General features: G+C 55.5%; 24 protein-coding genes. 8 read left to right on the top strand and 16 right to left on the bottom strand.

Annotated features, from left to right (window positions below):
* Positions 1-384 precede the first annotated feature (384 nt).
* Genes VXJ35_RS14620 through VXJ35_RS14610 form a run of 3 tightly spaced genes read right to left on the bottom strand, consistent with a single transcriptional unit; the run spans position 385 to position 6,091 of the window.
* Entirely contained in the window at positions 385-1,821 is a 1,437-nt protein-coding gene (locus VXJ35_RS14620; RefSeq protein WP_064022133.1) for a TolC family protein, read from the bottom strand.
* Entirely contained in the window at positions 1,808-4,984 is a 3,177-nt protein-coding gene (locus VXJ35_RS14615; protein ID WP_064022132.1) for an efflux RND transporter permease subunit, read from the bottom strand. Before VXJ35_RS14615 ends, VXJ35_RS14620 begins: the two co-directional genes overlap by 14 nt.
* 21 nt (positions 4,985-5,005) lie before the next feature.
* Complete coding sequence (locus VXJ35_RS14610; RefSeq protein ID WP_064022131.1) at positions 5,006-6,091, bottom strand: efflux RND transporter periplasmic adaptor subunit; 1,086 nt, start codon at positions 6,089-6,091, stop codon at positions 5,006-5,008.
* 608 nt (positions 6,092-6,699) lie between these two features.
* Here VXJ35_RS14610 and VXJ35_RS14605 point away from each other — a divergent pair.
* The 3 genes from VXJ35_RS14605 (at position 6,700) to cueR (ending at position 8,437) form a co-directional block, all read left to right on the top strand.
* Positions 6,700-6,876 (top strand): hypothetical protein, encoded by a 177-nt coding sequence (locus VXJ35_RS14605; protein WP_157198193.1) that lies wholly within the window; start codon positions 6,700-6,702, stop codon positions 6,874-6,876.
* A 301-nt stretch (positions 6,877-7,177) separates the two neighbouring features.
* Positions 7,178-8,029 carry a class I SAM-dependent methyltransferase gene (locus VXJ35_RS14600; RefSeq protein ID WP_064022130.1) on the top strand — a complete coding sequence of 284 codons (852 nt, stop codon included), beginning with the start codon at positions 7,178-7,180 and terminating at the stop codon, positions 8,027-8,029.
* A 6-nt stretch (positions 8,030-8,035) separates the two neighbouring features.
* The gene (gene cueR / locus VXJ35_RS14595) at positions 8,036-8,437 is read left to right on the top strand and encodes a Cu(I)-responsive transcriptional regulator (protein ID WP_064022129.1); all 402 of its coding nucleotides are present in this window, start codon (positions 8,036-8,038) and stop codon (positions 8,435-8,437) included.
* A 586-nt stretch (positions 8,438-9,023) separates the two neighbouring features.
* Here cueR and VXJ35_RS14590 read toward each other — a convergent pair.
* From VXJ35_RS14590 to VXJ35_RS14580, 3 genes are all read right to left on the bottom strand, one after another.
* Positions 9,024-9,926: a hypothetical protein gene (locus tag VXJ35_RS14590; RefSeq protein ID WP_157198192.1), complete on the bottom strand. Its 903-nt coding sequence runs from the start codon at positions 9,924-9,926 to the stop codon at positions 9,024-9,026.
* Positions 9,927-10,247: 321 nt separating this feature from the next.
* The gene (locus tag VXJ35_RS14585) at positions 10,248-10,613 is read right to left on the bottom strand and encodes a hypothetical protein (RefSeq protein WP_064022127.1); all 366 of its coding nucleotides are present in this window, start codon (positions 10,611-10,613) and stop codon (positions 10,248-10,250) included.
* A gap of 15 nt (positions 10,614-10,628) precedes the next feature.
* Positions 10,629-11,096 carry a hypothetical protein gene (locus VXJ35_RS14580; protein WP_064022126.1) on the bottom strand — a complete coding sequence of 156 codons (468 nt, stop codon included), beginning with the start codon at positions 11,094-11,096 and terminating at the stop codon, positions 10,629-10,631.
* 184 nt (positions 11,097-11,280) lie between these two features.
* Between VXJ35_RS14580 and VXJ35_RS14575 the strand changes: the two genes are divergently transcribed.
* From VXJ35_RS14575 to VXJ35_RS14560, 4 genes are all read left to right on the top strand, one after another.
* Positions 11,281-11,856 carry a hypothetical protein gene (locus tag VXJ35_RS14575; RefSeq protein WP_064022125.1) on the top strand — a complete coding sequence of 192 codons (576 nt, stop codon included), beginning with the start codon at positions 11,281-11,283 and terminating at the stop codon, positions 11,854-11,856.
* Positions 11,857-12,259: 403 nt separating this feature from the next.
* Positions 12,260-13,720, top strand: coding sequence for an ATP-binding protein (locus VXJ35_RS14570; RefSeq protein WP_064022124.1), 1,461 nt, complete (start codon positions 12,260-12,262; stop codon positions 13,718-13,720).
* Entirely contained in the window at positions 13,713-15,134 is a 1,422-nt protein-coding gene (locus tag VXJ35_RS14565; protein WP_064022123.1) for a sigma-54 dependent transcriptional regulator, read from the top strand. The genes VXJ35_RS14570 and VXJ35_RS14565 overlap by 8 nt, the downstream gene beginning before the upstream one ends.
* Positions 15,135-15,426: 292 nt before the next feature.
* On the top strand, positions 15,427-16,374 hold the full coding sequence (locus VXJ35_RS14560) for an alpha/beta hydrolase (protein ID WP_157198191.1): 948 nt from the start codon (positions 15,427-15,429) through the stop codon (positions 16,372-16,374).
* A gap of 16 nt (positions 16,375-16,390) precedes the next feature.
* Here the strand turns inward: VXJ35_RS14560 and VXJ35_RS14555 are convergent, their stop codons facing one another.
* The 3 genes from VXJ35_RS14555 to VXJ35_RS14545 all read right to left on the bottom strand — a co-directional run bounded on the left by VXJ35_RS14555 (position 16,391) and on the right by VXJ35_RS14545 (position 18,690).
* Entirely contained in the window at positions 16,391-16,657 is a 267-nt protein-coding gene (locus VXJ35_RS14555; protein WP_064022121.1) for a hypothetical protein, read from the bottom strand.
* 72 nt (positions 16,658-16,729) lie between these two features.
* On the bottom strand, positions 16,730-18,403 hold the full coding sequence (locus tag VXJ35_RS14550; RefSeq protein WP_157198190.1) for a right-handed parallel beta-helix repeat-containing protein: 1,674 nt from the start codon (positions 18,401-18,403) through the stop codon (positions 16,730-16,732).
* Positions 18,400-18,690 (bottom strand): hypothetical protein, encoded by a 291-nt coding sequence (locus VXJ35_RS14545; RefSeq protein ID WP_064022120.1) that lies wholly within the window; start codon positions 18,688-18,690, stop codon positions 18,400-18,402. Before VXJ35_RS14545 ends, VXJ35_RS14550 begins: the two co-directional genes overlap by 4 nt.
* A 219-nt stretch (positions 18,691-18,909) precedes the next feature.
* Here VXJ35_RS14545 and VXJ35_RS14540 point away from each other — a divergent pair, with 219 nt between their 5' ends.
* Positions 18,910-19,305 (top strand): CBS domain-containing protein, encoded by a 396-nt coding sequence (locus VXJ35_RS14540; protein WP_054760291.1) that lies wholly within the window; start codon positions 18,910-18,912, stop codon positions 19,303-19,305.
* Positions 19,306-19,580: 275 nt separating this feature from the next.
* On the opposite strand, the gene VXJ35_RS14535 is transcribed toward VXJ35_RS14540, so the two are convergent.
* The 7 genes from VXJ35_RS14535 to VXJ35_RS14505 all read right to left on the bottom strand — a co-directional run bounded on the left by VXJ35_RS14535 (position 19,581) and on the right by VXJ35_RS14505 (position 23,772).
* Positions 19,581-20,150, bottom strand: a complete 570-nt coding sequence (locus VXJ35_RS14535; RefSeq protein WP_064022119.1) for a hypothetical protein — start codon at positions 20,148-20,150, stop codon at positions 19,581-19,583.
* A 196-nt stretch (positions 20,151-20,346) separates the two neighbouring features.
* Positions 20,347-20,799: a D-aminoacyl-tRNA deacylase gene (dtd, locus tag VXJ35_RS14530; RefSeq protein ID WP_064022118.1), complete on the bottom strand. Its 453-nt coding sequence runs from the start codon at positions 20,797-20,799 to the stop codon at positions 20,347-20,349.
* Entirely contained in the window at positions 20,796-21,209 is a 414-nt protein-coding gene (locus VXJ35_RS14525) for a gamma-glutamylcyclotransferase (RefSeq protein WP_064023527.1), read from the bottom strand. Before VXJ35_RS14525 ends, dtd begins: the two co-directional genes overlap by 4 nt.
* 19 nt (positions 21,210-21,228) lie before the next feature.
* Positions 21,229-21,867, bottom strand: coding sequence for a sulfite oxidase heme-binding subunit YedZ (locus VXJ35_RS14520; protein WP_064022117.1), 639 nt, complete (start codon positions 21,865-21,867; stop codon positions 21,229-21,231).
* A 3-nt stretch (positions 21,868-21,870) separates the two neighbouring features.
* Positions 21,871-22,803, bottom strand: coding sequence for a protein-methionine-sulfoxide reductase catalytic subunit MsrP (gene msrP / locus VXJ35_RS14515; RefSeq protein WP_064022116.1), 933 nt, complete (start codon positions 22,801-22,803; stop codon positions 21,871-21,873).
* 78 nt (positions 22,804-22,881) lie between these two features.
* Positions 22,882-23,292, bottom strand: coding sequence for an SDR family NAD(P)-dependent oxidoreductase (locus tag VXJ35_RS14510; RefSeq protein ID WP_064022115.1), 411 nt, complete (start codon positions 23,290-23,292; stop codon positions 22,882-22,884).
* Positions 23,293-23,295: 3 nt separating this feature from the next.
* Entirely contained in the window at positions 23,296-23,772 is a 477-nt protein-coding gene (locus tag VXJ35_RS14505; protein WP_064022114.1) for a DoxX family protein, read from the bottom strand.
* Positions 23,773-23,778 lie beyond the last annotated feature (6 nt).

Here is a 23,778-nt window from a genome sequence, read left to right as displayed (position 1 = left end):
TCGGTTGGCGGGTTACCCGGTGGCGGCCGGTTTGCCGACGGCCGCCCCGAAATTCGCCGCCCTACAACATCGGGCCGGGCCGGTTCGGGCGCTCGTCGACTGAACGGCTTTCCAGTGCGGTGTTGCAGCAAATCCGTTCTGTTCAACCGGATCGCCGGTAACTCAAACCGGAGCCAATGCGCGTACTGCTGTGAAGTATTTCACATATCCCCAGCGAATCAAGTCGCCGGCGGCATTTTTTATGCGTTTAAAATAGGGGCAGAGCCGCCGTTTGTCGGGCAAAACGCGGTTGGCGGCCGGGAGACTGAGTCCGGCCGTACATGCGATTCTGCAATTGAAGGTGGGATAGAAGAGAGAAGTGTCCTTAAATCGGCCGCAACTGCGCTATAGCCAGCCGCCGCCCAGCGCTTTGTAAAGCGCGACCATCGCGCTGATTTGTTTTTGCTTGGTTTCGATCAGTTCTTTCTTGGCTTCCAACGCGTCGCGCTGGGTCAACAACACCTCCAAATAGTCCGCTCGAGCCGAGATAAACAACTGGTTGGCAACTTCGATCGATTTCACCAGCGCATCGACTTGCTGGCGTTTTAGCTGGTAGTTTTTGTCCAGGTTGTCGATATTGGATATTTGATTGGCGACTTCGGCGTAAGCGTTGATGATGCTTTGCTCGTATTCGTAGGCCGCCTGCACTTGCTTGGCGTTGGCGTTTTTGTAGTCGGCCGTAATCGCGTTTTTGTTGACCAACGGCGCCGCCAGTTCGCCGGCCACCATCGCCGCCAACGATTCCGGCGTGTTGATCAGGTATTTCAGCGCAAACGCCTGAAAGCCGACGCCGGCCTTGATGCCGAACGACGGGTAGAAATTGGCCCTAGCGACGTCGATGTTCAGATCGGCGGCCTTTAATTCCAGTTCGGCCTTGCGAATGTCGGGCCGATTTTGCAATAACTCCGACGGCACGCCAGCGCTCAAGACCTTGGGTTTGATGTCCATGAAGCCGGCCGATGCGCGCGCTATCGGTTGCGGCGTTCTGCCGAGCAGCGTATTGATCCGATTCTCGACCACGGTTATCTGTTGTTCGATTTCGTATTGCCGGGCCTGGTTTTTTGCGACCTCGGCTTCGTAACGCTTGACTGCCAGTGCCGTGGTTCTGGCGAAGGTTTGTAACTGCCTGACCACCTGCAAGCCGTTTTGCTGTAGCGCGATGTTTTGCCGCAAGTTTTCCAGCTGGTTGTCCAAGGCGATCAACTCGTAATAGGCATGCGCGACCTCGGCGACCAAGTTGGTTACCAAGAAATTACGGCCTTCGCCGGATGCCATGTATTCGTAGACCGCCACCTGGGTCGCGTTCCTGAGCTTTTTCCAAATGTCGATTTCCCAAGTCGAGAACAAACCGAACTGGTAATCGCCGAGGAAGGCAGGAAACGGTTGGCCCTTGGCGATGTTCAGATTGTCCTCGACCGCGCCGTTGCGGGTGTATTGCGCGGTCTTCTCGCCGCCGGCCGAGGCGCCGAGTTTGACGAAGGGCATATATTCCCCTTTACGCGCCTGGATTTCGTTTTCGGCGATGCTGATCCGTTGCGCCATGATGTTGATTTCCTTGTTATTGGCAACAGCGGTATCGATCAAGCTGCGCAGCTGCGGATCGTCGAAGAAATCCTGCCATTTCACGGTCGCGGAACTGGTCTGCTCGTTTACGCCGGGTTTGAATTGCTCTGGCAACTGCGTATCCGCGGTTTTCTTGGTCATGTCCGGAATGCCGCAGGCTTGCAACATAGCCGCCGCGACGGCCGCCGCTATCAAAACATTCGCTTTATTCTTCGACATCTTGGGTACCGTAATGATAGGTTTCGGTGAACGGATTGACGTCTTCGTCCTTGATCATGCGTTTGCCTTCGATCAGTTTGGCGAAGATGTAATACAAGCCTGGAATTAGCACGACGCCGAACACGGTGCCGAACAGCATGCCGCCCAACGCCGAGGTGCCGATGGTGCGGTTGCCGACCGCGCCGGCGCCGGTAGCGAAGGCCAGCGGCACCAGACCGGCGATGAAGGCGAACGAGGTCATCAGAATCGGCCGGAACCGTGCCTTGGCGGCTTCGATGGCCGCTTCCCGCACCGACAAGCCTTGTTCCTGGCGCTGTACCGCGTATTCGACGATCAACACCGCGTTCTTACCGAGTAAGCCGACCAACATCACCAAACCGACTTGGGAATAGACGTCGTTGGCCAAGCCCATGGTCTTCAGCAGTAAAAACGAGCCGAAGATGCCTGCCGGCAACGAACAGATCACGACCAGCGGCAATACGAAGCTCTCGTATTGGGCCGCCAACACCAGGTACACAAACACCAGGACCACGGCGAAAATCACCAGCGCTTCGTTTCCGCGCGCCGCTTCGTCGAAGGACAAGCCTTCCCAGGCCACATCGAATCCCTGGGGCAAAGTCGTCTTGGCCACTTCCTTGATGGCGTTGATGGCATCGCCGCTGGTGTAACCGGGCGCCGGTTCGGCGCGGATCGCCGCCGAGTTGTACAGGTTGTAGCGGGTCAGCTCGTTCGGACCTTGCTGCGGTTGCACGGTCATAAAAGCCGAGTAGGGCACCATTTCGCCGGCGTCGTTTTTGACGTAATAGTTCAAGACGTCGGTCGGGAAGCGGCGGAACTCCGGCAAGGCTTGCACGTAGACTTTGAAAAAGTTATTGAAGCGGATGAAGCCCTGCTCGTAGGTGCTGCCGATCATGATGTCCAGATTTTCCATGGCCTTATCGATATTCACGCCTTTTTGCATCGCCAATTTGTTGTCTATTTTCAACTCGTATTGCGGGTAGTTGGCGGCATAAAAGGTGAACAAGCCGGTCAATTCCGGGCGTTTGCGCAACGCGGCCATGAACTCCTGATTCAGTTTGTCGAACTGGAAATAATCGGTGCCAGTGGTCTTATCCAACAAGCGGAAGGCCAGGCCCGACGCGGCGCCGTAGCCAGGCACGGCCGGCGGTTGGAAGAATTCGATCACCGCACCGAAATCGTGGGTTTTTTCCTCTAATTGGCGAATCACGTCCTCCACCGAGACCTTGCGCTGGGTCCAATCCTTTAGATTGATGATGCAGGTACCGGCGTTGGAACCGCGGCCTTCGGTCAATACCTCGTAGCCGGCCAACGACGATACCGACTGCACGCCGTCGATTTTCTCGGCGACTTCTTCCAGTTGCCGCGCCACTTTATTGGTGACTTCGATAGTCGAGCCGGGCGGAGTTTGGATAATCGCGTAGATCATGCCCTGGTCTTCGCCGGGAATGAAGCCGGCCGGCAAAGTCTTATCGACAGTAAAAATCCCGAAACTGAATGCAACCAGGACCGCGATCGTGACGATGCGGCGGGTAACCACGACATCCAGCAATTTAACGTAGTGGCCGGTAACTTTTTCGAACAGATAGTTGAATCCGTCGATAAACAGCGCAATCGGGGTTTTGCGCTTCGGCTGGCCGTGAGTGTTTTTCAAGATCATCGCGCACAACACCGGCGCCAACGACAAGGCGACGACGGCGGAGATAATGATGGACGAGGCCATCGCAATCGAAAACTGCCGGTAAAACACGCCGACCGGGCCGTTCATAAAGGCGATAGGTACGAATACCGACACCATGACCAAGGTGATAGCGACGATGGCGCCGCCGATTTCGCCTAATACCTGCCGCGAAGCGGCATAGGGGCTGAGATGTTCGGCTTCCATTTTGGCGTGTACCGCCTCGACCACGACGATAGCGTCGTCAACGACGACGCCAATCGCCAACACCAACGCGAATAGCGTGATCAAGTTGATGGACAAACCGAAGGCCGACATCACCGCAAACGAGCCGATCAGCGACACCGGCACCGCCAGAATCGGAATCAAGGTCGAGCGCCAGTCGCCGAGGAACAGGAATACCACCAGGGTGACCAGCACGAAGGCTTCGCCGAGGGTATGCAAGACCTTGTGGATAGAGGCTTCGACGAAACGCGACACGTCGTAGTTGATCTCGTAATCCATGCCTTCCGGGAAGGATTTTTTCAATTCCTCCAACTTGGCTTTGACGTCTTCGATGACTTTGGTGGCATTGGTGCCGTAGTTTTGCTTGAGAACGATGGACGCGGACGGGAAGGAGTCTTTGTCCGAATAGATGTTGTAAAACTCGCTGTCCAAGTCGACTTTGGCGATGTCCTTCAAGCGCAGGATTTCGCCTTCCGAGTTGGCGCGGATGATGATGTCGGCGTATTGCTCCGGCGTGTTGTACCAGCCCTGGTAAATCAATACGTATTCCTTGGATTGCGCCGCCATGCCGGTACTTTGGCCGATCCGGCCGGGGCGGCCGATGATGCTTTGCTTGGCGATGGCGTCCATCACTTCTTCGGTCGAAACGCTATACGCGCGCATCCGGTCCGGGTTCAACCAAATCCGCATCGCATACTGCCGGGCGCCGAGGATTTGCGCCTGGGCGATACCGTAGATGCGCTGGATTTCCGGTATCACGTTGACGTAAGCGTAATTGAACAAGAATTTCTGGTCGGCGTTCTTATCCTTGCTGTACAGGTTGACGTACATCAGCATGCTGGGCTGGACGAAGTTGACCACCACGCCTTCCAGTCGTACCAGATTCGGCAGCCGGCTCATCACTTGGTCTACGCGGGTTTTGACGTTGACCATCGCAATATTCGGATCGACGCCCAGTTCGAACAAGACCTGGATCGTCGCCTCGCCGGCGCTGGTCGCGTCGGAGACGATGTATTTCATGCCCGGCACGCCGTTGATGGCCCGTTCGATGGTAATTAGCGAGGATTTAACCAACACGTCGGCGCTGGAGCCAGGGAAGGACAAGGAAATGGTCACGCGCGGCGGGGCGATATCGGGAAACTGCGAAACCGGCAACGTGCGGATTGCCAAAAAGCCCATGAACAGGAAACTGAGCGATAACACGATCGCCATGACCGGTCTTTTGATAAAGATGCTAAACATAATAAGTCCCTGGCTGAAGCGTTACTCGGTATATAACTGCAAATCGGCGAAAGCTTTTTCCGGCGGCAATAAATTGATTTCCACCGCATTGCCGGCATGGACTTTTCGTAATCCCTCGAGTAAGACTTTGTCGCCGTCTTTTAAACCGTCCTTGATAATGAATAAATGCGGTAATTCGGCTTCGATGTTAATTAGCCTTTGTTCCAGTTTGCCGGAGTCGTTGACGACGTAAACGTAGGTTTTGTCCAGAATTTCGAATGTGGCTTTTTGCGGAATCAATAGCGCATTTTTATATGGCTTTTTCATTAATATCGTGCCGGTTTCGCCGTGGCGAAGCAATTTGTCCGGGTTGGCAAAGGTGGCGCGGAATTCGATATTGCCGGCAGTATTATCGAAATCGGCTTCTATGGTTTCGATCACGCCGTCCTGGTTATAGGTTTTGCCATTAGCCATTCTTAATTGAACTTTGGTTATGGCCGTGTCTTTGTTATGGGTTTTGAAATCCAGATATTCGGCCTCCGGCACGTTGAAATACACCCACAATTTACCGATGTCGGACAACGTGGTGAGTAGCGCGCCGTCTTCGACCAAACTGCCGTTACGGACATTTAGATGGTCCATGATGCCTTCGAACGGGGCGTTGATATTGGTAAATCCCAAATGGGTTTCGGCCAGTTTCACCTCGGCGTTAGCCTTGTCCAGCTTGGCTTTGGCCAGGGCCAGTTCGTTGGGCGAAACGATTTTCTGGTCGGCCAAACCTTTGGTGTTCAGATATTCGATATTCATGTTATTGGCTTCGGCCTGAGCTTTTAATAACTCGGCTTGGTAGATATTGGGCATGATCTTGAACATCGGCTGGCCTTGGCGAATTAATTGGCCTTCGTCGACAAAGATATTCTGCACGTAACCCCGTTCCAGCGCGCGCACTTCGATATGGCGGAAGGCATGAATCTGGCACACGTATTCCTTGGTAACGGAAGTATCTTCCCGGATCGGTGTCGTTGCTTCCAATTTCGGCTTTTCGTCGTGAGATTCGGTATCCGCCGGTTGGCAAGCGGTTAGCAGAATCGCAATCAAGCTTAGCAAGACACGAGCTTTATTTATCATGACAGTAATCTCACGGATAATTTTTGTAAAAAATATTCGGTATTGGTATCGGAGTTTTATTGACGGCAATACCAAGACTAAAATCGGAAAAATCAGAGTTTTGATGACCGAAATACTCTATAGCGGTAGATATTCGAATCCCGATGCGGGTAATACCTGTCTTACGAACACTGGCGCTACCCGCGACCAACGGCTTATTCCCGCTTTGGCTTAGTACCCAGCAAGCTTGGTGCCAGTTTTTTGTTGTTATTAATCAATGGCTTGAAATGTGATGTGCGGGCAGTGGGTAAAATTACCCAATGGCGCCTGCTTGTCCGGGGAATATTCCCCGATGCTTGGTAAAGCGCAGTAGGGGAAGCGAGGATAAGGACTTGTCGGCGCCGTCTACGGTGGTTTGGGTTGTGCCGGCTAACTCCAGGCTCTGAAGCTAGACAATACGGCTTATCGTCAACCGGGACGCGGCTTTCATGGATTTAGGCAGGCCATGCCACGCGGTATTGAAGACTTATCGCGGCAGCGTTGGCATGGAAATCGCTCCATGGCAATAGGGCCGAATCGACACTGCAGCGAGAGGCCCGATTCCCGTGAGCCAGTCAAAGGAGCTAGCGATGAAAAATCACATCCACAACCTTGCGAAATACACCGCCTTGATATTGATCTCGGCATTGCCGCTTTCGATAGAAGCCGCGGCCGATCCGAACCAAACTGTTAAACCGGCAGGTATAGCCAGCAATTTCGACGGCGAAGCGACCGAACCGCCGTCGGTGGAAGAAAAGGAGGAATAGCCGGCCGCAAGCTCGGAAAAAAACGATTGTTCGAGCCAGCCCTGGCTCGAACGTTTGTTTGCCGGGCTGCCGAAGCGGCGGCCTGGTTACCAAATTCGCCCGTTTTGCCAACCAATGGCCAAGCTTGGTTTTTTCGGGTACGACAATAACCGGTTAACCAGCGCCACGATGCCGATTTTCTTGCAACCTAATTCCGCTTGACCTTCCAACCGTGTGAAGCTTTAGCTTATTCTCCCCGGATGCCGGCCGAATTGCGGCGGCTATCCATGACTAAAATTCGCATAATTTAAAGGAGGTTGAAATGGAATCGCATGCAATAGCCAAGCAGAAAACCGCAAGTGCCTATAACGCCGCGGCTGAACTGTTCGATCACCCGGCCAATACGTTTTGGAGCCGGTTCGGCAATACCACCGTGGAGCGTCTGGGGTTAACAACAGGCGACAAGGTGTTGGACGTTTGCGCCGGTACCGGCGCTTCAGCCTTGCCGGCGGCGCGAAAGGTCGGCCAGGCCGGCCGGGTGGTTGCCGTCGATTTGGCGGAAAAACTATTGGCGATAGCGCAAGCAAAGGCCGCGGCCGAAGGTCTGGATAACCTGGAATTTCGGGCCGATGACATGCTTGCTTTGGGCTATCCCGACGGTTATTTCGATGCTGTGGTTTGCGTGTTCGGGATTTTTTTCGTTCCCGACATGAGCGCCGCGGTCAAGGAACTGTTGCGGCAAGTCCGGCCGGGCGGGCGCTTGGCAATCACGACCTGGGGCCCCGATTTATTCGAACCCGCCAACAGCGCGCTTTGGCAAGCCATCCGCAACGAACGCCCCGAACTTTACAAAGACTTCAATCCGTGGGATCGGATTTCCACCCCGGAAGGATTGTCGGCGATGCTGCATGAAGCCGGTTTAACCGATGTGGACATCGTTGCCGAAGACGCCACCCATGCGCTGTCCGGGCCCGAGGATTGGTGGGTATTGGCGATGGGCAGCGGCTATCGGGGGACGTTGGAGCAGTTGAATGGCGAACAGTTGCGTAAGGTCAAACATGCCAATCTTCAGTATTTGGCAAGCCGCTCGGTCGACGAGATTGCGGCAAATGTGATTTATGCCGTGGCGGATAAACCGCTGGCAGATAGCGCCGCTTGCGCCGATATTGGATAACAGGCGATGAAAATCAGCCAAGCTGCGAAAATGACCGGCGTATCCGCCAAAATGATTCGCCACTACGAAAGTATCGGGCTGATCAAAAAAAGCCAGCGCAGCGCGTCGGGTTACCGCGTTTACCGCGACAGCGATTTGCAGCTGTTGCGGATGATCAAACGCGCCCGCAGCCTGGGTTTTTCGTTAGACCAAATCCGCGATCTGGTTTTGCTTTGGCAAGACCCGGTTCGGGCCAGCGCCGACGTCAAAGCGCTGGCTCAATCCCATCTCGACGATTTGAACCGGCGCATTGCCGAACTAACCGAAATGCGCGACGTTCTGGTCAGGTTGGCACAAAGCTGCAGCGGCGACGATAGCCCGGAATGCCCGATTATCGACACATTGGTGCTGGGCCAGCCGCCGATTTAAAGCCAGTCGATTGGGGATGATCGAGCAGTTTTCTGGTACGAAAGGCGAATATAACGACGAATTTATGGCCGTAAAAATTAATTTTTCACTCTTCTTATTTTAGATTGACTTTGAGTTTTTACTGAGTTGAAGGGAAACGGACCGAACGCAGCCAATCAAGATGAAGTTACTGAGCTTAACAGGTTGTTGATTTTTGAAAAATTTTACTACTATATACGGTGTTAACCAATTATTGACAATACTTTATATTGCGATTGAAAAAATGTAATATTCGATTTTTTAACGACCTGTTAAAATAAGTAATGTCGCTTTTTATAAAATTAAAAAAATTAATATCAATGCTTTAAAATTTAATGCATTATGATATTAAGTTCTAAAGAATCAGTAAAAAGACTAAAATATCAATAAGCGACCATTCCGAGTTTCAGGGGCGGATGGCTTATATAATCGCGCATTTCGAATGCCTATGTTCCTTATATTACGATATACTTAATTCTAGCGGATTGGTCGCACTGTCGAAATAGGTGTGCGTCGCTATTGCAGGGTGTATTCTAAAGCTTTTGGATATTTGTTGATTCACTAGCTCTCAACAATAGTTATCATAATCAAAGAAAAAATGAGTTTTCTCATCTAATTCATCTAATGGGAAGTATTTTTTTAGGTGGTATATTTCTGTTGTTATTCCTCTTTTATTAAACTTGATGGGGGAGGAAAAAAACTGCAATGACATTACTTTATGTTTTATGTTTTCTATAATTCTGTATATATTAAAATAGAGTGCATCTGAATCAATAGTTTTTGTTATCTCATAGTATGCTAAAACTTTTTTAAAGTTCAATACTCCATGATCTCCATAATCTTCAGAACCATTTGGCATTAGATGTAAAAATGAGTTGTGGCATAAATATGATTCGATTGCGTCAAGCGCTTTCTTATCAATATACATATTGGGGCCCGGTAGCCCTCCCTTAGTACCACTCGTCTCAATAATGTAAGCTTTTGAGAACGCTAAATTTAGCTGAAATTCTTCTGGTGAATAGATACATATTTTTTTGTCGGCAAGTTTTTTGCGTTCTGGGCTTCCGAAAAAACAGTCGCCAAATGTGGTATGTTCTCTCCATGAACTAACTCTATCTCCAAATGTCATTACGGACCTTGCGCCTGGATTTCCATATTGAATATCATGGCGATTTAGTAACCAGTGATTGGATAACGCACTATGCAGCCACCATAAAAATCGCATTGCATCATTACCATATTCTGGAAGGTCGTAGACACGTGCTAAACCGTCATTTAAGACAAATGCGACTTCTTTAGATGGGTCATTGGATTGATGCAGAGATATCTCTAAGCGATGAAGTCTCTCAAGGTTTTTACGGCAGACGGAGTTTTGCAAAGACCATTCTCCTTCCTCAAAGGCATTTCCAAACCCTAAAAGGTCTGTCCAAATGCAAAAGTTCTGGATAATTTTTTCAGGTTTCGTTCTCACAATTTAACGGGATCGACGTTAGGGTGGTACAGTTATCTTAAAAATAAAGGCCATAAGATGCGCAGATTATAGGGTGCTGCCGTCAGGCGCACCGTTCGCGATTGTTGCGCCTCGCATGGCTCGGCACAACCTATAGGTAGTCGCACCTTTTTGGGATTCCGGCCTACGAATCGGGTTTGTTGGATAGCCGATCATACGCAACGGGTAATTTTCAGAGCCTACATTTCGGTTATCCGACAAAGCAAAGCCTTCACCGCTTGTTTCCGGTTTGTAGCCATTGGCAGGAGCGTACCCTAACCACTGGATTCGGCCGATTCCAAACTAACTTCCTCCCTCATTTTCGCCGCGCCACGACATCGCCAACAGCATCAAACCGAACAGCAGCAAAATCGGCCAGGAATAAGGCGCCAGCAGGAACAGGCCGATTACCGAGCATGCCAAAACCGCGAAAAACATCAGCATGCCGGCGCCGAATAGGGCGACGACCGCCAAGACGCCGACCACGGCGACGACCGCGAGCAGGAGCGGAATCGCGGCTAAACGGAATAAGGGCTCGGCGACCGGTTGGCCGTCGATCAGCAAGCTGACGCGGCCGACTTCGGGATGGAAAAAATACATCAGACCGGCAAACAAACCGCCGAGCAGTATGATTTTGGTGAGCAGATGGCGCTTGTGCGGTTGCGGCATGGTTTGTCCCTCCGGTTAGGGTTGCTCTTCGATAAAGCCGTCTTCGTAGAGTTTGAATTTAACCGGCCGGCCGTTGATTTCGCCGACCACGTTGTAAAAATGCAGGTCCACCGATTCGGTTTCGGTAACTTTGATTCCCGGATAACGCGCTTCGATGGTTTGCATCTGCGGATAACTGAGCGCGAAGTAGGGCACCTCCTTACTTAATTTCATCAATTTGCCGCTGGCGGCGACCACGATATCCCAAGTCATCAGCTCCTGATTATTCTCGGTTTTGTCGGCCTCGATCTCGAACTGGAACAGGTTGTTGTCGCTGATGCGGTTGATTTTGCTGATCTGCGGCCGGTCCAGAATTTCCAGCACCGTTTTTTGTACCGGCTCCGGCAATTGCTCGAACGGAATCGGGCTGGATTCGGCCGCCAGGCAAGCGGCCGAGTAGCACAAGGCCGCCAACGCGACGGCGAAATAATGTCTGTTTTGCATTTGCGTTCTCCTGTGTCGAAACGAGCTGGGCGACGATGCTTGGTGTTGTCCATGAAATCTCCATGCCACATTTGATTGCCAAGCGCGATGCTGCAGCCCGAAGCAGGCAGATGGATGATCGGAGGTTGGCATAAATATCGCTGGTTGGCGTCGGAAACAATCCGCCAAACCAGGAGAAACCGTCATGAATACACGCCCGAACCAGTCCGAACCAGCCCTGATCAAGGGCTTAAGAACCCTGCGCCTGGACTTTTACATTTTTGCGGTACTGATTTTCCTGTCGATTTTAGGTGTCGGCATAGCCGACGCCTTCGAAACGCCGGCGCATTGGTATTGGATCGCGATGGTTCCGGTCTATTTTGCCGCCTGTTTTTTCCTGGAATGGCAAGCCATCCGCCACAGCGGTAAAGCCTTGCGCGATATCCTGCTTTGGCAAACCCAGCATTGGCTGGGCGTGCTGGTGGCGTTTTTTCTGGCTTTCAAACTCCGCGAAATCGGCAGTCTGGACAATCAGGCGACCGGTTTGATCTTGTTGTTATTGTTGGCTTTGGGGACTTTTCTAGCCGGCATCACCACCGGCTGGTTGTTCCGCTTGCTGGGCATCTTTCTGGGCTTCAATCTGATTATGGTGGCTTACATGGAGCACTACGTTGCGGTACTGATCGCTTCGGCCGCGGCGATGCTGGTGCTGTACCACTATCTGGCGAAAAGCCTGGATCGGGCCGTTGCCGAACGCGTGGCCGACGATTCGGTGGAATGAACTGGCCGTCTTTGCAGTGATTGAAAAACGGCAGTTTGCTGGTGAATATCAACCAATGCTGGCGGTAATTTTCCCCACTCGGCTGAAGGCGGGGGCGTCCGGTCGGTATCGGGCCGGCGGGAATTGCCAAGCATAGTCTGCGGCGGCAGTGGGGCTGGCAAGCGGCACCAATCTTGCGTCACGAATCCGTATGATTAAACCGGCTGTTCCAATTGTGGATATTCCGTTCGGGCCTGTCGAAGCTGAGGGTGGGAAGCCCTTCGACAAGCCGGTCCTGAGCACAACCGAACAGCTAGGGGCGAACGGGCAAAGCAAATAACGGCCGAATCGATGATCTGCGCGGGCTCCGGTTGCTATGGCCTGTACCGAAGCAGCGCGAACCATACCGTACGGAGGGCAGTGCATGCGGGCAGAACGGCGCGAAGCCAATTTACCGATTTGGATAACCGTCTCGTTGCTGAGCGGCTTGTTAATGATTTCGCTGATGATTCAATTGGCGATGGCCTGGCAGGCCTATCAGCGGATTCTGCCGCTGCCCAAGCACATTGCCCATTTGGAGCGGTTGCAGAGTGCGCTGTTCGATACCGAGGAAAGTCTGGCGCTTACCGATGGACAAAACGCGGCGGCCGATCCGGCCATTCAAAGCCGGTTACAACGCTATCTGCAGGAATTGTTGGAGCGCGGCAACCACTTGGCGGCGAATACGCCGGACGGCTTACGCGCGGCACTTAAGGTGCTGGCTGCCGATACGCCGGAACCGCAGTTGCGCTTGCTGCAGACGCTGAAAATATTGCGCGGGATTTTCCGCGAAGAAGCGGCTGCGCACGGCAAACTAACCGAATCGATCGCGGCGGCGGCCAAATTCGAGGTGGAATTGGGTATCGGCATTACCTTGGCTTTGCCGTTGAGTGCGGTGTTGTTGTTTTACCTGATGCGGCGGCGGATTTTTCAACCGCTGCAACAAATGGGTTACATGATGGAATTGCTCGGCGAACGCCGCTACCAGCAAATTCCGTTGGACCGGATCGATCCGGCGTTCGCGCCGATATTCGCCAATTACAACAGCATGGTGGTCCGCCTGTCGGAATTGGAAGCGGAACACCTGCAAAACCGGCAGAATCTGGAGCTGTTGGTGGAACAAGCCGCAGGCACTTTGATCGCTCAGCAGCGCAATTTGGCGCAAACCGAGCGTTTCGCGGCCTTGGGCGAGATCAGCGCCCGTTTGGTACACGAATTACGCAATCCGCTGGCCGGTATCAAGATGGCGTGCATCAACCTACAACAGCCATTGCAAATCGGCGAGGTGCAGCCGGACGCGGCCGAACGCATCGGTCTGGTGATCGCCGAAATCGAGCGCATCATCAGCACGCTGAACCGATGCCTGCAAGGCGCCAACCACGAACCGGAGCCGCTCCGGGCGGTTTTGGTCGACCAAGCCGTTAGCGAGTTATTGATGTTGGCTCGCTATCAGTTGCCGAAATCCATTACACTGGAATACCGCGGCTGTCCGGGCCTGATATGCCGCTTACCCGATACCGAGTTTCGCCAGGCCTTGCTGAACTTGATCTTGAATGCGCAACAGGCGATGGACGGCAATAGCGGTAGAATCGCAATCTCGGCGGCTACCGACGGCCGGCGCATGACGCTGGCGGTGTGCGACGACGGCCACGGTTTTTCCGGAGAGTTTTTGGAAAACGGTATCCGCGATTTCGTCAGCCGGCGGGCGGACGGTACCGGCTTGGGCTTGTCGATGGTCAAGCGCTTCGTCCGTAACCTGAGCGGCGAGATCAAACTGTATAACCGGCAGCCGCACGGCGCCTGCGTCGAAATTATCCTCAACTGCATCGCTCCACACCATGAATGACACCATTTTAATCATCGAAGACGAAGTCTTATTGGGTACGGAGTTGCAGCGTTACTACGCGCGCCTGGGCTTCGAAGCGTTGTGGGCGGCCGATTGCGGCCAGGCGCGCGCGATCCTCTACAACCCGGACCTGCGGCCGGCCTTGATTTTGTCCGACCTGAGCCTGCCGGACGGTAGCGGCCTAGATTTGTTGGAGGAGACTCGCGGCAGCCTTACCGATTGCGAATGGGTGTTTCTGACCGGTTACGGCGACGTGCCGGACTCGGTGCGGGCTTTGCGTTTGGGGGCATTCGATTTTCTGATCAAACCTTGCGTGCAGGAACAACTGGATATGGTGGTGCGCAGCGCATTGCGTAGCGCCCAGGCGCAACGGCGAATACTGACCGACTCGGTCAACGCCGGCAAGCGTTATGCGCCGGAGACTTTTCTTGGCAATAGTGCCGTCACCCGGCAGACCGCCGAGATGCTGCGCCAATTCAGCCAGGTGCCTTACAGCGCCTTGATTTTGACCGGCGAAACCGGCACTGGTAAAGGCTTGGCGGCCAGAATCCTGCATTACAACAGCGAGCGGGCCAAGGAACCCTTGATCGAATTGAATTGCGCGGCGCTGCCGAAGGACTTGTTAGAGTCGGAATTGTTCGGCCACGAGGCCGGCGCTTTTACCGGCGCCAAAGCCCGCCACCGGGGCTTGATCGAACAGGCCCATCGCGGCACCTTGTTTTTGGACGAAATCGGCGAGATGCCGCTGGATTTGCAGGCCAAATTGTTGAAAGTGCTGGAAGACCGCAAACTGCGCCGCTTGGGCGCCGAGAAGGAAATCAACGTCGACATTCGCATCATCGCCGCCACCAACCGGAATTTGCAGGACGAGGTCAAAAACGGCAGTTTTCGCTCCGATCTGTATTACCGCTTGAGCGTATTCGAACTGCGGCTGCCCAGCCTGCGCGAACGGATCGGCGATTTGGACGATTTGGTGCCGGCATTGATCGCCGAATTCAATTTGCAGGCCGGTAAAAAAGTCAGTCAGGTATCGGCTAGGGCCTGGCAGTTGCTGAAGTGTTACCGTTGGCCCGGCAACGTCCGCGAACTGCGCAACGTTTTGGAACGCAGCGTGATTTTGTCGTGCTCCCAGCAGTTGCCCGAGCAGTGGTTGCCGAACGAAGGCCTGAACGGCGGAACGGCTGCTGCCGATTTTCAGTCGTCGGCTGCCGCCGGTCTCGATGCGGCCGGCGGCGAAGCCAGGCTTGATCTGCAATTTCCCACCGACGGCAGCATGGGACTGGAAGACATGGAAAGCGAGATCGTGCGCAAGATGCTGGAAATATGTCACGGCAATGTGATGGAAGCGGCCCGCATCCTGAAAACCACGCGGGAAAAAATCCGCTACCGGATCGAAAAATACAATTTGCGCTAAGGTCGGGATCTTGGCCGAGTCGCTAAGGCAATGCCGCTCGATCGCCTCGGTTTTTGCTCAGGATAGCCTTGCGAACTATGAGCGGCTCAACCATTTGCTCTTCGGCAGCGCCCAGGGCGAAAGCTTAATCCTTATTTGCCGTGGCGGCACTTATTTATGCCGGCACTGTCCTTGCAGTGGCGGGTAAAAGGTTTAATCTGTTGCCCTGTTGTATGGTCTTGGTTGGAAGTTGTCCATGTCTGCTGTTTTAAGCTCGTCTGATTCGGTTCGCCGCTGCTTGTCGGCGTTGGTTATGGTTTTGCTGATTAGCGGCTGCGCGCCGACTTTGGTGGCGCCGGTCTCGCCGGTTGCCGATGCCGGCAGTGCCCGGTTGGAAGACCAGCGTTTCGTGACCGCCGACGGCGAAGCGCTGGGTTTGAGCGTCTGGCCGGTCGCGCAGCCCAAGGCCATCGTTATCGCCTTGCACGGCTTTAACGATTACCGCAAGTTTTTCGCGACGCCCGCGGAATTTCTGCAACAACAGGGCATTGCCAGTTACGCCTACGACCAGCGCGGATTCGGCGAAAGCCGCACGCCCGGGCTGTGGGCTGGCGACGCCACCTACGCCGACGACCTTGGCCAATTTACCCGGCTGGTGCAGGCCCGCCATCCTGGCGTGCCGGTTTACCTGTTAGGCGAAAGCATGGGTGGCGCGGTCGTGATCAATGCAATGACCCGGCCGGGCAAGCCGGCGGTGGCCGGCGTGATTTTGGCGGCGCCCGCGGTCTGGGGCAGGGATACCATGCCGTGGTACCAAACTTCTTTACTGTGGACGCTCTACCATACCGTACCCTGGATGACGCTGACCGGCAAAGGTCTGAAGATCATGCCGTCGGACAATATCGAGATGTTGCGGGCGTTGGGGCGCGATCCGCTGGTGATCAAGGAAACCCGGGTCGATGCGATTTACGGCTTGGCCAATTTGATGGATAACGCGCTGGGTGCCGCAGAAAAACTCGACGACGAGACTTTGCTGTTGTACGGGCAAAAAGACCAGATCGTGCCAGCGGAACCGACCAATCTGTTTGTCGAGGCGTTATTGTCGGGCCGGCCGGACAACAAAACTGTGGCTTACTATCAGAACGGTTACCACATGCTACTGCGCGATTTGCAGGCGCCGGTGATCTGGCGCGACATCAACGCCTGGATAGACCGTAACTTGCAACGCGCCGAGTTGCAAGCTGCCGCCAATCGGCTGTGACAGGCCGCTCTATCGCTTACTTCTTATCGTTCAATAACTGGGCGAAAAAGATGATCAAGCCAATCGCAAACACCCCCGAGTACACCGCCAAACCGGTTTCCTCGGTCTTGGCCGGGGTATGGGCGCGTTTAGCGGCCAATACCGATGCCGAGGTTCGGCCGTCGACTTCGTAACCGGTCTTGGCCGGGGCGTCGGCGGCGGCCGACGCGGCAGGCAGGCCGAGCAGCAGCGATAGGCTGAGTAAGGTTCGGGCTAATCTTGGAGAGCGGCGTTGTTGCGGCATAGCGGTTACCCGTCGGTAAGAATGAGTTGTAGGCAAACGATTGTGCCGAAAAACCTTTCCAATTAAAAGGCTTTAACGTTTGCCGCCGAATTCGTAGGCGCCGGCATCGATTGGGCCGTTGCTTGGCCGAGCCGCCAAGCCCAACGGATGGCGGTATTCGAATTCGGCCGCCAAGGCCGCGCCGGTCGCGGAGATGCCGGGATCGGTGCCCTGGTCGATTGCGCCGGCTCCGGCCCGTAAACGGTAGTCGAAACGTCCGCCATCGGCGAACAGCTCTTGTTCTGCCCAGACGTTGTGGGTAGCGCGAAACGGACCCTGGATGGTCGCGGCTTGGCCGACCAGCAGGTTGTTGATCAGCACCGCCTCGGCGACATTGTGGTTGTGCAGGAAATAGCTGCCGGCTTTGGCGTTGACCAGCGTGTTGTTCGCCAGATACAGCGTGTATGGTTCGGCTTGGTTGTGCTCGGCGGCGAAAGAAACCATCGCCGGATTCTCGCTGTCGGCCGCCTGGTACAGTTGGTTGCCGATCAGATAACTTTCGCCGCCGTCCGGCAAATCCACCAGGTAGCTCGAAGCCCGCTGTTCGTCGCCGATGCGGTTGTAGAGCAGGAAATTGAACTTGGCGCGGGATTTGACGTTATGGCCGGTCGCAGCATCGTGAATGTAACAGTTCCGCAGCGTGAAACGCTTGATATTGCCGATATAGACGTTGTGGCCCAACTTGCCGTGTAAACGGTAATCGACGGTATTGTCGTTGAATTCGGAACCCTCGATCAGGATCTCCCGCTCCGGGTCGGCACCGGTCAGCAAGCCCATCTGGTTATGGTGGATGTGGCAGTGGCGGAGGGTTAACGAACGGCCTTCGTAACGGATTCCGGCGCCGTTCAAGGCCTGCGCTTCGGCGCCGGTGAATTCGATGTTTTCGACTTCGACCCGGTCGCCCTTAATCACCCAAATCGCCTTGCCTTCGGCGTTGAGGCCGTTGGCGTGCAGCCGCGCCCAGCCGCCGCTGCCGCGTAGAGTCAGGCGATGCTGCGGCCACACTGCGACATCGCCGGAGTAGACGGCGGCATCGATATGGACCGTGTCGCCGTCCCCGGCCAAGCGGGCCGCTTGGCTGGGCAGCTTCAGCGTCCGTTGCGGCCCCACATACCAATCCTTGGCCGTTGCCGCGTTCAGCGCCAGCAGGCAAGCCAGCGCGGCGCCGGTTCGCAGCCGGAACCGCTTAGGTCTCGTAGGTTGCGGCATGGTTGAAACAGTCGAAGGCAGGATTGCAGGCCGCGCGTGGCCTCCGGCGACGGATACTCGGCAAATTTGACGCCGTAATGGTGTTTGCCGTCGATTTTCTTGTAGCAGACGATCTTGCCGTCCAAGTTCAGCGGGGGTTTGCGTCTCGAATTCCTCGATAAAGTGCTCCAACATCTCGCGCATTTTTTCGGCGACTTGGTACAGGTCGTCGCTGATGGTGCGGGTGATGGGAGCCTTGGATTCGTTTTGGCCCAGAGCTTCGAACAGCGCCTCGACCCGGGCTTGCAACTGGCCGACGTTGTCCAGTTGCGCGGCGGTGGCCTCCAAAATTTGTTGCGCGGTGTTGTGGGTTTCCTGAGTCCGTTCCCGGATCGTGCCGGTAAAACGGTCCACTTCTGCCGATACCTGACGCAACTGCTGCGTGGCTTGGCCGATCTGCTTGCTGACCGTGTCGATTTGGCGCATGTGCTTGGACAATTCGTGGCCCATGTTTTTCATGATCGCCAGCAGGCTGGTTGCGTTGCCGATGCCGCATCGAAACCGGTCTGAGGCGCTTTCATAATGGTATTGCCGGCAGCGTGGCCGTCGCGGAAGTAGGCGTCGGCTATGGGTTCGCCGACTGCGGAGGCATCGGTCAGACGGGATTTGTCGATCTCGGCGGCTACCAGCCGGTCGTGAGTGAGCCAGACGACAGCGTTGCCGACGGTCAGCGGCGCGGCAACTAACAGCCTGCGTAACGAGAATTCGCCGTTTGCCGCCGAATGTCCTTGATCGTGCATCGCCATGGTCGTCTCTAGTCGAAATTGCCTGCGACAAGCTTAGCCGGATTTGCCTAGGCCGCTAACCGCGCGCACCGATTTGGCCGTCGCGCCGGCGGCGGATAATAAAGCTGGATACCCGGCCGAATATTGATAATAATCGCTTACGGTACAGAAACCGATTCCGGCGCGCCAAGCCCGAGCCGGCGTTGTGCCGACAACAATAATAAGCGCAGGAGGTTTACCATGTTAGCCAAAATTGCGGTGGCCGATTACATGTCGGCCAAAATGATTACCGTCACTCCTGATACCGAGATTACTCAGGCCGTTAAAAAGTTATTGGACCATAAAATCACCAGTTTGCCGGTAGTGGACGAGCGCGGCAAATTGGTCGGCGTGTTTTCCGAAAAGGAAGGCATGAAAGTGTTTGTCGGCTCGGCTTACAACCAGACATTGGAGGGTACTGTCGGCGAATATATGACCAAAGACCCGCAACTCGTTAACGGCGACGACAGTCTGGTCGACGTGGCAGCCAAATTTCAGGAATCGGCTACCCGTAGTTTTCCGGTGATGCAGAACGGCGAGCTGGCGGGCATGATCAGTCGGATCGACGTGTTGCGAGCCTTGCTGGCTATCCGCTAAGGGTCTCGCTGCAAATAATTTCCCCTTTTTAAAAGGGGGCGGGGCGATTTGTTTAAAAAAATCTCCCCACAGCCCCTACGGCAACAAACTCCAAGCGTTGCCGTCCTGTATCCATGCAGCGCTGTTTGATACAAAGAACGATGCAATGGTCGGCCGATTCGGAACGATCCGACGCCTAAAAAACAAACGGCCCGAACGCATCCGCGCCGAGCCGTTTCGCTTATCGCGGCAGCGCTTATCCCGCCGGGCAAGCGCTGCTTTATTGGGGTATTAGCTTACTTCTCGCATTTATGGCCGCTGCCGCAGCAGTCCGCCATGTTGCCGCCGTGTTTTTGGCAATGTTCGGCGCCGCATTCATGCGCGGCTGCACCGTGGTGGTGGGCGCAATGGCCGGCATCGCAATGTTTGGCCGCGTCGGCTTCGTGGTGAGCGCAGTGTTCGCTACCGCATTGATGAGGCTGGGCTTTAGCATCGCCCGAACAATGTTTGGCGCAGACGGCGTCTTTGGCGTGCGGATGGTCGGCGCAATGTTTCGCGCAATCGTGGTCGGCCAAGGCTTTGTCGGCGCAGTGTTTCAGGCAGGCTTTATTTTTTTTGCCCTTGCTTTTTTTGCAATGCGCCTCGCAGTCGTGCATCGCATCGGCTTTGTGTTTGGCGCAATGTTCGGGACTTACTGCTGGCGCGCTGTCCACGGCGGGGACCGGAGCCGGGTTCGGTGCAACGGCAGCCGGTGCCACTAGCGCCGGTTCGGCGTTGGTTTCGTCGACCGGTTTCGCCGATTCGCAACCGCTGACGGCAAACAGCGCAGGTAACACCAGGGCCAGCAATAAATGACGATTCTTCATAAGCATATCTCTATGGTTGATTAAGGTGGCGCGATTTTAGTAGCAAGCGGGCTACGCTGCAAATTAAATTACGTTATTTAACATAGTTCATTTTTTATTGCCGATTCGGTAGCTGCGGGCGGGCCATTCCTCGCGGCTCCGTTCGGCGGCAGGAAGCCGTCGCGGCGCCTGCGCATGCGGCCGGGGCGGCCGGCGTTTAGCGGGCTTTATCCTGGCAGCGGAGGGTAAATGTCACCGGGCCGTCGTTGACCAGCGACACTTGCATGTCGGCGCCGAAACGGCCGAATTGGCAATGGGGGTAGATTGCCGCGGCGCGTTGCCGGGCGTATTCGAACAATTCCCGGCCCAGTTCCGGCGGCGCGGCCGATGCGAAGCTGGGGCGGTTGCCGCTATCGGTGTCGGCGGCCAATGTGAATTGCGGCACCAACAGCAGGCCGCCGCCGATATCGCGCAAGCTCAAATTCATCTTATCGTCGGCATCGGCGAAAATCCGGTAATTCAGAATCCGTTCCAGCAGGCGGTCGGCCTGTTTGGGCGTATCGGCCTTTTCCACCGCCAATAAGGCCATGATGCCGGGGCCGATAATGCCGATATCGATGCCGTCGACCGTGACTTTAGCCTGGGTGACGCGTTGAATGACGCTGATCATGCGGTTCCTGAGTGTGGAGAAAAATAATCGCCGCCGGCTATCGCGCTCAAGCCGGCGGTCGGGCGATTGTAAAGGTAAACCCAGGCCGATAAAACCCGGCCGCCGGCCAAACGCACTGGACGGCAAACCCGGCGATATTCGTGTGGCTGCGGAAACTGCCGCGTGCATTCTTCGTAAAGATCCAACGCGGCCAATGTCCGGCGGCCGTTGCGCAGACGGTAGACTTCGCCTTGGATTCGGCCGCGGCCGGCGTCGACCGCGCCGGGGTAAGCGTCCAAGCGGTAAAGCCGGCCGGCCAGCGTCGCCGGGCCGAGCCATTCGCAGCCGGCCAACAGCGGGTGGTTGCTGCAAGCTCCGGGTTTACGGCGCAGGCTGCCGTAAACGAACAGGTAATCGCGGATTGGGTTCACCAAGTCGTTAACTGGAAATTCAGGTTGATCGGCTTGCAGCCGGCCGGCGGACAAGCGCTCCGCCGAGCCGGTAGGCGATACGGACGCCAAGCAGCACTGCCAAAACCGAAGCGAAGGCAATCGGATTGCTCAGGTCCTTTTTCACCAACCACCAATAATGCACGACGCCGCCCACCGCACACAGGTAGGCCAATCGGTGCAAACGCTGCCAATTCTTTCCACCCAGCCGGCGCAGCATATTATCGGTGGAAGTGATCGCCAACGGTACCATCGCCACGAACGCGGCAAATCCCACCGTAATATAAGGCCGCTTGATGATGTCCTCGACGATGGCGTCCCAGTCGAAGAATTGGTCCAGCACCAGATAGGTCGATAGATGCAGGCAGCCGTAACCGAATGCGAACAGGCCGAGCATGCGCCGCAGCCGGATCGGCCAATTCCAGCCCGACAGCCGGCGCAACGGCGTCGCCGCCAAGGTAATCGTCAGCATGGTCAAGGTCCAGTAGCCGGTGACGTGGGTGATCTTTTCGATCGGGTTGGCGCCCAAATCGTCCAGATAGGCATTGACGCCCAGTTTGGCCAGCGGTAGCAAGGCCAACAAAAACGTCGCGACTTTTATCCAGGCCAGGGTTTTGGCGTTCAGCGAGGGTTTCGGCATACGCTAAAAGTAGCGGGCCAAGTCCATGCCGGCGTAGAGCGGCGCGACCTGTTCGGCGTAGCCGTTGAACATCAGGGTCTTGCGCTTCAGGAATTCGCCGATGCGGCGCTCCTTGGCCTGGCTCCAGCGCGGATGGTCCACCTCCGGATTGACGTTGGCGTAAAACCCGTATTCCTGCGGGCCGGCCTGCATCCAACTGGTAGTCGGCTGCTGTTCCAGAAAACGGATCGCGACTATCGATTTGGCGCTTTTAAACCCGTATTTCCACGGCACCACGACCCGCACCGGCGCGCCGTTTTGTGGCGGCAACACGTCGCCATACAAACCCACGGTCAACAACGTTAACGGATGCATGGCTTCGTCGATACGCAAGCCTTCGCGGTAGGGCCATTCCAGCACCGGCGATTTTTGGCCGGGCATTTGTGCCGGATCGTGCAGGCTGACGAACTCGACGTATTTGGCGTTGCCGGTCGGTTCCGCGCGTTTGACCAGTTCGGCTAACGGAAAGCCAATCCATGGAATCACCATCGACCAGGCTTCGACGCAGCGCAAGCGGTAAATCCGTTCTTCCAACGGCGCCATTTTCAAGATCTGGTCGATATCCAAGGTTATGGGCTTCTTGACTTCGCCTTCGATGCTGACAGTCCAGGGCCGGGTCTTTAAGCTGCCGGCGCGGGCGGCCGGATCGTCCTTGCCGGTGCCGAATTCGTAAAAATTGTTATAGCCGGTGACCGATTTCAACGGCGTCAGCTCTTCGCCGGCGCCGAATTCCGATTTTTTCAGTTCGCCGAACCCGCCCACCGCCCACAACGGTTGCGGTAACAGTGCTGCCAGGGCCGCGCCGCCCGCCGTTTGCATGAACTTGCGCCGGGCCAGAAATAGCGGTTTCGGCGTGATTTCGCCGGCCGGGATTTTGGGATAGCGGTAGGTTTTCATAAGTGGCTTCTGGTCCGGAATTAAAATATCAGACGAATTGGGTTGATCAGTGATAAGGATTTTGCCGGCAAGTTCCGCTTAGTTTCGGCGCCCGGCTTTCGCCGCCGCCAAAAAATCCGGAACGGCGGCGTAACTCAACAGTACTGGCGGCGGATCGGTTTGGCCCAGCGCCGCCAATAACGCCGCGCCGTGGCTAGCGTCGCCTACCAAAATGTCCGGCTGGCCCCAATAGGCCAGCAGCACGTCGCACAGGCTGCGTAGCTCGCCGGAAACCATAGGATCGGCGCGAAACGCCATGGCTTGGCCGCCGCGGTTGCGGATGCGTTCCGCCAGCCGCTCCGCGGCGTCGCGCCGATCCGGGTAATGCAACATGACCCTGGCGCCGGCCAGAGCCAGCGCTTCCGCGGCGGCCTCGCCTGCGGCGCAAGTGGCGTTGATCACCAGCGCGGTTTTACCGAACAGGGGCAAGCGGGTATTGGCAATCGGCATGGCTCAGCCCGGCCGGCGCCGAAAATGCGCCCAGCAGAAATCCAGCGACCAACTGCCGGGGCCGTGAGCCATCAGCGCCAGCAACAGCAATCCCCAAATTCGATGTTGTTCCAGGCCCGCCGGTCCCAGTTCCGGGTACGACACCAGCGCGGCGATATTGAAGCCGAACAATAATGCCGCCGCCGAGCGTGCGTAAAGTCCCAGAAACAAACACAGCGGACCCAACAGTTCGATGGCGGTGGCCAGCACCGCTGCCACGGGGCTCGGTAACAGCGGCACCGCATATTCGAAACGGAACAGATACAAGGTGCTGTCCCAATTGTTTAACTTGATCCAACCGGAAATCCAGAACGCGTACCCGACCCAAGCCCGCAACAGTAAGTCGGCGAGCGGCGTCAGCACGCGGAGCAATCTCTGGGTTAATGTGTTGGCGGCTTTGCCGGGCGCGGCCGGGGCAGGATGAGAAATCAGCGTATTCATGGATTT

Origin of the sequence: Methylomonas sp. DH-1 (assembly GCF_046097555.1) — a bacterium.
GTDB lineage: Bacteria > Pseudomonadota > Gammaproteobacteria > Methylococcales > Methylomonadaceae > Methylomonas > Methylomonas koyamae.
The sequence above is the reverse complement of the archived record's forward strand: the minus strand, read 5'-3'. Positions and strand labels throughout refer to the sequence as shown.